We start from the raw sequence: 12,326 nt of genomic DNA on the forward strand, positions 1-12,326 counted from the left end.
GGCGGCGAACGCTATTCCAGTCGATCCCGTGAAATGCAAGCGCGGCTATCTCGTTACGGTCCGCCAGCCGGCCGCGTTCGCTGGTACCAGGCGCGAACCTACGATCTGCGCATCCTCGCCCGTGACACCCGGCGTTGCAGTTTCGCTCCTCGCAGCATTCATCTGGGTAGCCGAGGTATCGGAGTCAGGTAACTGTGCCTTGTGGATCGAATATTTCGGGGTCTAGACCCTAATTCTCAAGAGGCGCAGACAGGGCGAACGCGCAACGCCAAGCCTGTTCTGAAATTCGCAATCCCGCGTTCATCAGTCACAGACAATAACAGACCTCACATGAAAAGTATGCGAAACGATAGTGGAATGTGCGGCAAAACGCCTAGACACTGCAGACCAGTCAGTGCCATGCCCTAACGTAATTAATTTGATCGTACGGAGTTGGAATCTTCGCCCGGGCAAATTGTGGAATACGATTCGGAGGAAAAGTGAACGAGCGTGAATCAGCACGGGACCGATGCCGTACGGAAGTTGATGGCATCTCCATCGAACTTCATACTCACCCCGCCGTGAACCTGGCTCTGGTCCACAACGGAGTACCGCTGGTACGGGGGCTCTCGATCACTAACAACTCCGAATCGCCCGTCGTCGATATCAAAGCAACCGTACAACTGCACGGTGCCGGCCAGGAACTCTCACCGGCTCGAACTGACATCGTCGACGGTTCTCTCGCTCCCGGTCACGAGGCGTTCTGGGACGACTACGCGGCCGTCGTGCCAACTGTTCAGCACCTTCGAGAACTGAACGAGAGCTACCCTGCCACCATCGCGGTCACCGTCTCACGCCTTTGGGGCGATGACATCGCGTTGAATGTGCCGATTAGAGTTCTGGCCCACAACGAGTGGTTCAATGCCCCCGAGTTCTTCGATTCACTGGCAGCCTTTGTTCAGCCAAACACCCGAGCTGTGAGCAATGTTCTCGACGCCGCGTCCGAGCTTCTTGGCAACCTCACCGGTTCCACCTCACTCGAGGGGTATCAGCGCGGACCACAACGTGCTGCAGAGATCGCGGCAGCAACCTACGAAGCCCTACGCCTCCGTCAGATTCGCTATATCGATCCGCCTGCCTCGTTCGAAGGAACGGGCCAGAAGATCCGAACGACGGCACAGGTACTCGACGAACGTTTCGGAACGTGCATCGATCTAGCAGTCACCTATGCAGCATGTTTGGAAGCGGCCGGACTGCGACCGGTCATCTGGCTTGTCAAGGGACATGCATTCGCTGGATTCATGCAAGAAGAAGCTCACCTCTCACACAGCGTCATTCTCGAGTCGAACGCGATAGCCAATCTCTTCGATTCCGGAAAAGTCGTAGCCGTCGAAGCTGCATACTACGACAGCAGCCCCGAAGGATCCTTCAAAAATGCTGTGGCACATGCTAGACGCCACTTCTCCCAGCCGGACGACCTCCATGGACTTGTCGCGATCGCATCCGCCCGCAAGGACGGTGTGCGGCCGCTTCCAACCTTCGACGAATTCGCATCGCCAATATCCGAGCGCACCGCTGCCGGCACAATTCAGCCGGACCTCAGCCTGCCCGATAACCTTCTCACTAAACAGAATTCGGTTGACACCGTCTTCGATGCAACTGACACTTCTCCCCCACGAGTTCAGAAATGGAAGCGATCCCTGCTTGACCTCAGTACACGGAACCGTCTGCTCAATTTGAAAGAGTCGCGGGAAGTCATCGATCTCCATGTCCCCATCGGCGGACTCGCATTACTCGATGATTTGGTGCATGCAGATGTTCCCATTGAGCTCACTCCCCACGACGAACTGAGTTCGATCCACGAACTCCAAGGCGCACGCCAAGCCCAAGACATCGATGATGCAACGGTTCTCGACTATTTACGCGACCGAAAGCGAATCTATGCAGTCGTCAAGCACGACGTATACACAGCCCGACTCAAGCACCTGCAACGCACCGCGCACACCATGTTCGAGGAGACCGGCAACGCCAATCTCTATCTGACATTCGGCGGATTGATGCATGCCACCAGCACCGGACGGCCAGCGCGAGCTCCCCTATTTTTGTTGCCCGTCAAGGTTACTGGCGGCTCTGGGCGCAGCCCCTTCAGGATTGTGGTCGACACGTCCGGCACATCAACACCAAACTACTGCCTCGTCGAGTGGCTACGGCTCAAGCACAGTGTCTCGATTCCTTCTTTGGAGACGCCACCTCTCGATGAGAGCGGCATAGACATCGACGCAGCTCTCAAGGGCATTCGCTCGGCGATGATCGAGCACAACTTGGATTTCCGCATCGATGAAACTGCGTCACTGGCCATTTGCCAGTTCGGAACTTTCGGCATGTGGAAAGACCTCGACGATCACTGGGACCTTCTCGAGCAGAGCCCCATCGTTCGTCATCTGACTCATCATGCTGGTGAGTCGTTCCGAGATTCACGTCGCCCGGACGGTACCGAGATTGAAGCTGCACCGGTCAAAGAACTCGACGTGCCCGTCCCAATCCCTGCCGATGGCTCACAGCTCCGTGCAGTGGCATTGGCAGCGGATGGTCACTCCTTCGTCCTGGAGGGCCCTCCCGGTACCGGCAAGTCACAAACCATCACCAACCTCATTGCGCACACTCTGGCTCAGGGCAAGACCGTGTTGTTCGTCGCTGAGAAGCAGGCCGCCCTCGAGGTGGTGAAAAAGCGGCTGACAAAGGTCGGCCTGGCCGAATTCACGCTGGACCTACATGGAAAGAGTCAGAGCGCTAACGCTATTCGCGCTCAGCTGAAGACCGCGATCGATCATTCTGTTCACTACAATCAGCGCGCCTGGTCAGCAAAGCTCGCTGAGTTGCGGGCCAAGCACGTCCCGCTCGACGACTATCCGTCCAAGATTCACACCGAGAACGGCGTCGAGCACACACTGTGGACTGCCTACGACACAGTCCTTAGCCTTGGCGACGGCCCGACGGCCACAATTCCTGCGCCTTATGTTGCGTCCCCTAAGGTCAGCGTTCGAGCAGTCACCAACGCATTGCAGCAATTCGAACGTGCTGCCCGGTCGGTCACGATAAATCGCGTCAATCCGTGGACCATCGTCGGAGCGATCGATCCGGCAGCATCGGACGACTCGTTCCGCTCCGCTTCGGCGCAGATGAACTCCGCACTTGCGCTCGTACAGCAGACCCCGCCTGCTTTGCGGATCATCGAGCGGATGCGCACTCCCGCCGAGATCGAGGTCTTGTTGCCGCAGGCCCGCCGGCAGTCGAACTGGATGATCGCCGACCCGGCCGTAGTCGAGCGCATGCAGGGCACCCAATGGACAACGTCCCGCACTTCACTACTCAGTGAGCTGACCCTGCTCCAACAGCAATGTGCGCCACTCACTGCAGTTTTCATGCCGAACTTCATCGGATCTGGTTCCGTCGAACCATTAATCGTAGCGGCCGAGGAGGTCAGCAAGGGCATATTCGGCAAAAAGAAGCGGACCGACCAATTCATCCGCGATGTTGCACCGGCACTATTGCCTGGCGTGGCGATCGATCCGGACACCGCATTGCCGTTGTTGCGATCGATTTCCAGCGCACGCGAATTGACTCGACAAACTGTCGAACACATGCGCACCCTGCTCGGGCCATTTGCTCCCCCGGTCTGGAACCCTTTCAACGCTGACGCATCACAGCAACTTCAGCCGGCGTTCGACTTCATCGATATGTCAGGTGACTACATCCGCGCACACCCGGGCATGTGGCGGATCCTGGTCGAGTCCGGTCTTGTGTCCCAACAGAACATCGATGCGCTCGCAGCGGTGTCACAAGCGTGGCTCACCTGGAAGAAACTCCTCGGGTTCAGCGACGCCGAGTTCGACCGTTGGTGTGATGAGTCCCATTGGCTGTCCGCGTGGGGTCGCGACTCAGAAGCCTGGAGATTTTCGATCGATGCAGACGCGGGAGCGTCCGTTCGCAAGTGGTCGACAATGTCGACATTCCTCGAGCCACTGCAAACTGCCGAGCTGAATGTCTTTGCCCATGAACTTCTCACGGGCGCTATCAACTCTTCGGACGCTGAAGTCGCTTTCATCCGTGGCCTGGCAGTTGCTTCGCTGAACGAACACAGAAGAACGCAGGGACTCACCAACTTCAACAAGGCACTCAAGGATGGCGAGACTCTCGACTACGCCCGAGCCTCGGCGGCTCAACGCGAGGAACAGATCGCAGCCCTGCCCGCTGCATTGCTCGACCGACGCCTATTCAAGGCCGGTGCGCTGTCTGGCGAAATCGGGCAGCTTCGACGCCAACTCGACGCCAAGCGCGGTGGAACCACCTTCCGTCAGTTGATGACTCGCTACTCAGACCACATTTTGGCTGCAACGCCGTGCTTCTTCGTCAGCCCCACGTCCTTGGCTCAGTTCGTGCCGCCGGGATCAGCCACATTCGACGTAGTTGTATTCGATGAGGCCTCGCAGGTCACTGTCCCTCAAGCCATCGGCGCGCTGGGCCGCGCCCGCTCGGCCGTGATCGTCGGCGATTCGCAGCAAATGCCGCCGACTGCAATCGGCCAGGTGACCGCAAGCGATGGCGACGATGTCACTGAAGATGACGAGGTCATACCGGAGGATCTCGAGAGCATTCTGACGGAGTCCGTTGAATCTGGGGTTCCACGGCTGTGGCTATCCTGGCATTACCGGAGTCAAGACGAATCTCTGATCGCCTTCTCCAACCGCAAGTACTACGAGGGACGCCTCGCGAGTTTGCCTTCACCTGGCGGCGATGCCACAACTGGCGTCGAATGGCGAAGAGTGCCGGGACATTTCAATCGCGAGACTAAACAACTGCACCGAACCAACATTGTCGAGGCGGAAGCGATTGTGGCCGAGATTCGCCAGCGCCTGTCGAATGCCAATCTGGCGTCTCAAAGCATCGGCGTCGTCACGTTCAACGCACAGCAACAGACCCTGGTGCTCGATTTGCTCGAGAAGACCGGAGACCCATTGGTCCTCGACCAACTGCGCACCGACAAGGAAGACGGAATCTTCGTCAAGAATCTCGAGAACGTGCAGGGCGACGAGCGAGATGTCATTCTCTTCACAACGGCATTCTCGAAGAAGCAGGACGATTCGAAGATGCCACTCAACTTCGGTCCACTGACTCGTACTGGTGGCGAGAAACGATTGAACGTCGCCATTACCCGTGCCCGCCGAAAGGTTGTCATCTTCACCTCGTTCGAGCCTTCGGACATCGATCTTTCACGCACCAAGTCGGTTGGAATGGCGCATCTTCGCGGATATCTGGAACTGGCTGCACAACCTGATCACTCCGGGAACTCGTTCCAACCACGCCCCCAGAATACTTCCGATCAGATCCAGGAGTCGATCTGTGAAGCCTTGCGCCAACAGGGATACGAAGTCGAAGCAAATTACGGTCTCTCAGACTTTGTTCTGGACATAGTTCTTCGTGAACCAGAATCCGAATGTTGGCAGGTCGCAATCCTGCTCGACGGGCCGGCGTGGGCTGAGCGTCCGACGGTTGCTGACCGCGATCTGACACCACAGCTTCTCGAGTCGATGATGCATTGGGGAGCTTCAGTTCGCGTGTGGCTTCCCAGTTGGATCGACAACCCCGAATCCGTTGTCCAACAAATCAAGGAAGCCCTGACCAGATCGAAGCTCCGCATGGCCGAACGGCAAGCCCAGATCGACGCCGCAGCACTGGCTCAGGCCGAAGCCATCGCTGCCGCTGCGCTGGCTGAACTCGAAGTGTCGATATCGGTCGACTTCTCAGCTGACAACACCCGCTGGCTGAAATCGGATGAGCCCGACCACCCCGCTGAAGTGTCCGACGAACCCGTCCGGATCGGTCGGATGGCTGCAGCTGATACGCCCCCTGCCAGTCCTGTTGCCCGGGATTGGGATGGACGCGGAACCACGTATCTCGAGGCGCCCACAACAACGCTCGGACCACGCGGTGATCTCGATCGCGTCGATTCACCTTCGGTTCAGCAAACGATCCTGAGTGCCGTGCGGGAAACAGTGGACATCGAAGGCCCGATCTCGATGGACCGTTTGGCCCGTGACGTCGGCCGGCGCTTCGGTCTCGACCGTGTCTCGGCCGGGAAACGGGAGACGATCGTTCGTTGCATTCCGGCCGAGTTGATCAAAAAATCAGGACTCGGCGACTTTGTCTGGCCGAAGGAACTCAACCCGATTGACTGGCGTGGCTACCGCACCACCCCGGCGGAGATCACGCGAAGTTTGATGGACATTGCGCCCGAGGAGATCGTGAATGCCATGATGGCGGTCTGTGGTAGCAAGTCGGATGAGGACTCCCTGCATCGTCGAACTTTGGCAGTCTTCAATCAGAAGCGACTGACCACTCCAACCCGGGAACGACTCGACGCTTGCATTCACCTCGGGCTTCAATCCGGTCAGTTGATCAAGATCGGTGAGCACTACCGCGCAGGATCGTAGCGCGGCACGAGTCGCTCAATCCGTCAGGCCGCGCTTCCGCTAATGTACTGAGCGCGGCCCGACGGACTTCCGCTGTGATTCACAGCCACGGACATGCCCCCACCCGCACGACTCGATTCGTGCTGCCTGGGGGATCTCACTGTGACCTTGCTTCGTACTTCTGCCAACAGGATTGGCGCGATGGCGAATCCTGATTCCTTGGTGGAACAGCTGTTGGAACAAATGCTGTTTCGTACCGGCCGGCGCGCAAGTGAATCGGAGCAGAAGTCGTGGAGCCGCAGCCTTCCCGTTCTAGCCAGTGATTTGATCGAAGCCGGTCTGGGCGGCGTCGAGATGTTGGTCGAGTACCACTTACCTCTCACGTCTCAGCGCGCTGATGTCGTACTGGCTGGACTACATCCGACTAGCGGCCAACCGTCATATGTCGTGGTGGAACTCAAGCAATGGTCGGCCGCCCAACGATATGAAGGCAGCATTGACCTCGTCGATGTGCCGGGGATGCCCGGTGGACCCAAACTGCACCCTGTCGCACAAGTCAAGGGCTATTGCGAGTATCTGTCAGATTTCGCGAAGGCTCTTGCAGATCAGCCCGATGCGGTTGCCGGCGTGGCCTACCTCCACAACGCCACGGATCCCGCAGCCGTCGCAGAACTACGGTCGTATCCCGTCTCCCTCGGCGGCCGGTTGTTTACCGGAGCCGACCGCGGAGATATGCAAACCTTCCTCAAATCTCGGCTCTCGCCTGAGTCCTCCGGACACACTGCCGGTGATACTTTGATCCGTTCCGCAGTGGCACCCTCTCAACAATTGCTCAAGGTAGCTGCCGCCGAGGTTCGCGATCGACCGCAGTTCCATCTCCTTGGTGAGCAGCAACTAGCTGTCGACCTCGTACTCCACGCAGTGGATCAAGCTCACCAACTCGATCACAAGCGAGTCATTATCGTCACAGGAGGGCCTGGGAGTGGAAAAGTGTCGTCGCGCTGTCCTTAGTCGGTGAACTCGCGCGGCGCGGTCGAACGGTATTGCACGCCACAGGTTCCCGATCTTTCACTCAGACACTCCGCAAGGTCGCCGGTGCCCGCGCTCCACGGGTGCAGAAGATGTTCAAGTATTTCAACCAATTCATGACCGCTGACCGCAACGGACTAGACGTACTAGTTCTCGACGAAGCTCACCGTATCCGTGAGACCTCAGTCGACCGCTACACCAAAGCAGAGCTTCGAACGGAGCGTCCTCAGCTCGACGAATTGATGGCAGCAGCACGCGTCCCCGTTTTCCTGCTCGACGAGTACCAGGTGGTGCGCCCTGGGGAGATGGGATCATTGGAGCAGATCGAGCGTCACGCAAAGTCACTCGGACTGGAAACGCAACACGTTCACCTCGGTGAGCAATTCCGTTGCGGTGGTAGCGAAGAGTACGTTCTCTGGGTCAAACAGCTTCTCGGACTGGCAGAAGGTGAGCCCGTAGCCTGGGCTGGCGATCCGCAGTTCTCAGTTCGTATCGCCGACACACCGCAGGAGATGGAACATCTGCTGTCACAACAGATCGAACGTGGATACTCGGCTCGCATGACGGCAGGGTATTGCTGGCCGTGGAGCAACGCCGAGAAAGATGGCACTCTCGTGCCGGACGTAGAGATCGACAACTGGTCCCGTCCCTGGAACAGCAAGAGTGACAGAAGAATCGGAGACGCACCTCCGGCCCCGCTTTGGGCTACGGAAGACGGAGGCTTCGGCCAAGTTGGATGCGTCTACACCGCGCAGGGTTTCGAATACGACTGGAACGGTGTCATTCTCGGACCGGACATCGTCTGGCGCAACGGCGCATTTGCCACCGTTCGCACCGCCAACCGCGACCCGGATCTCAAAAACACCAAGAAGATCGGTGACGTCCGGTTCAATCGCTGATCCGCAACATCTACAAAGTTCTGCTCACCCGAGGAATGGTTGGGACTGTCATCTACTCGACAGATGAAGAGACCCGAAAAGCATTGCGTTCCTTAGTGAGCGAACACCTCTAACACATTTGCGCGCCACAGCTTTCTGACAGCGAAAAACGAGCTCGGCCCGACAGGCTTCCGCCACAGGACATGCCTCCACCCGGTGCGATACCGGATAGGTGCATGCGCAATGGCAACTTGGATATTGACGATCACAGACGAGTTCCCAGAACACTGGGATTTCGCGAAGTCTGATGGTTTTTGGGACACTCGCAAGAGGCCCAATATCGAAAAGGGCGACGACGTCTTCTTCTGGATGTCCAAAGGGACCTTTGTCGGTTGGGCCCGCGCAACGACTTCTATCTTCGAGCTAACTTCCAACGATGCTCCCGCACAGTGGAACGACGTCAGCACAGGTGGTTACAAATATCGTTTCGAACTCAAAGTCATAAGCTCACAAGTCCTTCAACGCCTCACGTGGACAGAAATGTCCGACGCCACGGGGAACAAGGCCCTTGCGAGCAACGGCAGCATTGAGATCAAGAACCTTGAGGGCAAGCTGTTCTTGCCAACCCTTTTCAAGATCGAACCGTTCGTTGATGTGTTCACCCCCATGAGTCCAATTATCTACAAACTTGGCGACGATATGCGAACCAAGGCGATAGTTGAAATCGCTGACCGCCGCGGACAATCGAAATTCCGGAGCACCCTGAAAGGTGCCTACGCTGGTCGGTGCGCGATCACCGGATCGAGCGTGCTTTCCGTTCTCGAAGCAGCTCACATCGACCGCTACTTCGGCGAGAACTCTCATCATGTGACAAACGGACTGCTCCTCCGCGCCGATGTCCACACCTTGTTCGATCTACAACGGATCACCGTGGACGAGAGCCTTCTTATTCGTGTGGACCCAGCTTTGATCGACACAGAATACTGGAAGCATGAAGGTAATCCACTCCTCCTCCCCACCAAGAAGACTCACCATCCTGACGCGGACGCCTTGAGTCGTCACCGAGCCAGCTGCAGTTGGTTCTCACCAGTACCACGCACTGAATAGTCCCCTATGATGCGATGTAAATCTGCGTACGATGCCAGTCCAAGTAGGCGATGTCTGGCCGGTCCGCAGCATCGGGCAGTATCAATCGGTCTGTGAGCGGTGGCTTTCCGAGCGCCGCCCGCAGCGGGCCTTCGGTCAGCATCTCGTTCTCGACACCAGGTGCGTAGTGAAGGTTGAGTTCCTTGTCGACGGTGATCAGTCCTGTGTCAAAGGCGACGTCGTGGGTCGGGCAGGCGGTGAAACCATTCCGGTGGTCGAGGCGTTCCCTACCGGTGCTGTCACGCCAAGGTTTTATGTGACTCGCGGTGAGAAGTCGTGGACGCCGGCGTCCGCCGATATTCGCGCTGAGTCCGCAAAACACGCATCGGTGCTGGTGATTACGAAGCACGCCTTCTGCGAAACGGTGCTGCCCCACACGCACGGTGGAAGTTAGCAACCGCTGCGTCGTTTCTATCGGAATATCGTCGCGCACTTTAGACCACTTTTCGAGAGTCAGTTCCAATGACTTCTCGATCTCGCTCTCGACCAGCTCTTCCTGACCAGCGAGCCACAGTACTTCACCGTGCTCGAGGCCCAGGAAGTCCGGCAAAGCAACTTCGTCGATTCCGTGTAGCCTGGCCGACCGTAAAATTCGTAGGTAAATATCTTGAAGAAGCTCGCTGTCTGAGAGCATGCGCGCCGCAACTTCGACTTCGTGCCGACCCCCGTTGCTGCGACTCCCGTCGAGGTTTGCCATCTTCGCAATGAAGCTGGTCGGTGGACGCTTGAATAATCGCGCTAGGTGTTGCACAGGCATGCCTGCACGATGAGCGGACCCGCTACCGAACCTGCTGTGGTCGACCAACAAGGAAGCGCATAGCGACAGCACCACTTCGGATGGCACAAAGTTCACTTGGTTCGTTTTTGGCGGAGGAATTTGGCGTGCCAATACCGACGTCCACTGCTCTGACAAAGCCGCTGGTGTCGGGTCGAGAAACTCAGAAATCGCCAACGGCGCCAAGATCCACTTCCCTCATCGAGGTTGACTGCAACATTCACACAGTAGCCGGCGCCCGAAATGACACACCCGCACCTTGCCGTAACGATCTCTCCCAAATCCGTGGCATCATGCGCCTCCGGACGCCACCACGCATCCAAAGCCGAGGCAGCCGGCATAACCCCCTATTCGGCAATACTCGAAGAATCACTCGCGGGCGCGTGTCGATTGCATGAGCGGTCCAGCTCGTCCACGCCGGATTCGACGTGTGAACAGAGTTAGTTCACAGCCCACGGACCGACGCTGAGCACGCGATGTGACGCCCGTTCGCCTGACGTGTCAACATCGACCACCAACCAGCGATGATGACCCGGCAGTCGGTGACTCTCGGCTTGCCGAAGCGTGCTTGTCATAGCTATGCCTCTGGCAGGTAGCAGTGAAAACAGTTGATGCTCAATTGCAAACCAGGCCCGCGAACCCGTGCGCCTTTCTGGTGGCGCCCACTACCATAAAGGCGCACAGGGGCCGCAGGCCCCTACCGGAACGCACTCCCCTTCGAGGTCAGTGCCTTCACGCGCTCGACAGTCCAGATCGCAAGCACATCCACCTTGCGCTTGCGACCCGTCTCCTTGTGCGTATCCATTTCCTGTTCCGCGATGATGTCCTTGATCCCGTCGGCATCGAGGGTCGAAAGACGCTCCAGCAGAACCGCTTCCCCTTCCGCCTTGAAGACCTCGAACGGGTCGAAAGCCCCCGGCTCCCGTTTCACCTTCGGGGCAGCAGCACGACGACGCGGCGCCGGTGCAGAAGCAGGTACCACGGCGGCGGATCCATCCGACGGAACTGCGAAAGCGCTTTCGATTGCCTTCGCGAAGCGCGGGGTACGGGCAGCTTCCTCCGCGACGACCTGAACCAGCTTGGCCAGCAACACCGAGGCCGAGGCATTAGTTGCACCCAACTTCAAGAGAGCGGCACCGGTCTCCTGAACCTGCACCCGACGGCGCGCTTCATCGATACCCGCACTCATAGCTTCGCCTGCGCTTCCGTGAGAATGTTCTGCGTGATCGCACGCATCTGATCGAACTGACCTGCGTTGCCGTACTTCACCTTCAAAGTGCTGTACGGGTGAAATTCCGCCGACGCGGCAATCTGATTCGACTCCGCGAGATATTCCGGCAATACGTGAGGGACGTTGGGATCGCGTCGAAGATTTCGCACAGTCGTGCGGTGCACCGCCGAGTTGGACTTGTACTTGGTGATCACCAACCCGAGTTCGAAGAGTTCACGGCCGAGTTCTTTGCCGAACTTCGCGATGTGCGTCTGGATCTGCGGAATGCCGTACGTGGAGAGCACATCCGGGATCGTAGGGATCACGTAGCCGTCTGCCATTGCCAATCCGTTGAGTGTGATCGGCCCGAGATTCGGCGGGCAATCGATCAGGACGTAGTCGTAGTACGGCATCACCGGTGCGACGGCATCCCTCAACAATTCAACCGGCTTGGTGGAGTTCCGATCAGCAACCCGAAGGGCACTGATCTCCTCCTGCAGCTCGATCAAATCGAGAGATGAGGGAAGCAGATCCACACCCGTCACTCGCTTGACCGGCGAGACTCCGCGCTGAATCGAGGCTTCGAGATCGAAGTTCGACGTGCCATCGACGGCGTCGCGGAAAATGGTTGCGCTGGTCAGCCCTTGCTCGTTGAGTTCGAGCCAGTGATCCTCACTGATCATCATCGTCGTCAGATTGATCTGCGCATCGAGGTCGATCAACAGCACGCGCTGACCGAATTCGAGCGACATGAACTCGGCCAACCCCGCGGTGATCGTCGTCTTACCGACGCCGCCCTTGAGGTTGATCGTCGCAATCGTCTTAGCCATCAGAACCCA

General features: G+C 58.0%; 5 protein-coding genes and 1 pseudogene. 3 read left to right on the top strand and 3 right to left on the bottom strand.

From position 1 onward, the window contains the following. The first annotated feature begins 560 nt into the window (after positions 1 to 560). The 3 genes and pseudogenes from GJB56_RS12660 to GJB56_RS12670 all read left to right on the top strand — a co-directional run bounded on the left by GJB56_RS12660 (position 561) and on the right by GJB56_RS12670 (position 9,463). Entirely contained in the window at positions 561 to 6,470 is a 5,910-nt protein-coding gene (locus GJB56_RS12660) for a DUF4011 domain-containing protein (protein WP_230091181.1), read from the top strand. Between the two features lie 141 nt (positions 6,471 to 6,611). Further along, positions 6,612 to 8,490: pseudogene (locus tag GJB56_RS12665) on the top strand (DNA/RNA helicase domain-containing protein). A gap of 109 nt (positions 8,491 to 8,599) precedes the next feature. Next, on the top strand, positions 8,600 to 9,463 hold the full coding sequence (locus tag GJB56_RS12670; RefSeq protein WP_113684035.1) for an HNH endonuclease: 864 nt from the start codon (positions 8,600 to 8,602) through the stop codon (positions 9,461 to 9,463). A 4-nt stretch (positions 9,464 to 9,467) separates the two neighbouring features. Here the strand turns inward: GJB56_RS12670 and GJB56_RS12675 are convergent, their stop codons facing one another. The 3 genes from GJB56_RS12675 to GJB56_RS12685 all read right to left on the bottom strand — a co-directional run bounded on the left by GJB56_RS12675 (position 9,468) and on the right by GJB56_RS12685 (position 12,317). Beyond that, positions 9,468 to 10,463, bottom strand: a complete 996-nt coding sequence (locus GJB56_RS12675) for an HNH endonuclease (protein ID WP_041815075.1) — start codon at positions 10,461 to 10,463, stop codon at positions 9,468 to 9,470. Positions 10,464 to 10,974: 511 nt separating this feature from the next. Continuing rightward, positions 10,975 to 11,466, bottom strand: a complete 492-nt coding sequence (locus GJB56_RS12680) for a hypothetical protein (RefSeq protein ID WP_113684034.1) — start codon at positions 11,464 to 11,466, stop codon at positions 10,975 to 10,977. Continuing rightward, entirely contained in the window at positions 11,463 to 12,317 is an 855-nt protein-coding gene (locus GJB56_RS12685) for a ParA family protein (protein WP_113684033.1), read from the bottom strand. The genes GJB56_RS12680 and GJB56_RS12685 overlap by 4 nt, the downstream gene beginning before the upstream one ends. Positions 12,318 to 12,326 lie beyond the last annotated feature (9 nt).

Origin of the sequence: Rhodococcus sp. AQ5-07, assembly GCF_009707305.1 — a bacterium.
Taxonomy (GTDB): domain Bacteria; phylum Actinomycetota; class Actinomycetes; order Mycobacteriales; family Mycobacteriaceae; genus Rhodococcus_F; species Rhodococcus_F erythropolis.

Excerpts from the sequence above, each read along its gene's own strand:
- GJB56_RS12670 (WP_113684035.1), top strand. The coding sequence starts at position 8,600 with ATGGCAACTTGGATATTGACGATCACAGACGAGTTCCCAGAACACTGG.
- GJB56_RS12680 (WP_113684034.1), bottom strand. The coding sequence starts at position 11,466 with ATGAGTGCGGGTATCGATGAAGCGCGCCGTCGGGTGCAGGTTCAGGAG.
- GJB56_RS12685 (WP_113684033.1), bottom strand. The coding sequence starts at position 12,317 with ATGGCTAAGACGATTGCGACGATCAACCTCAAGGGCGGCGTCGGTAAG.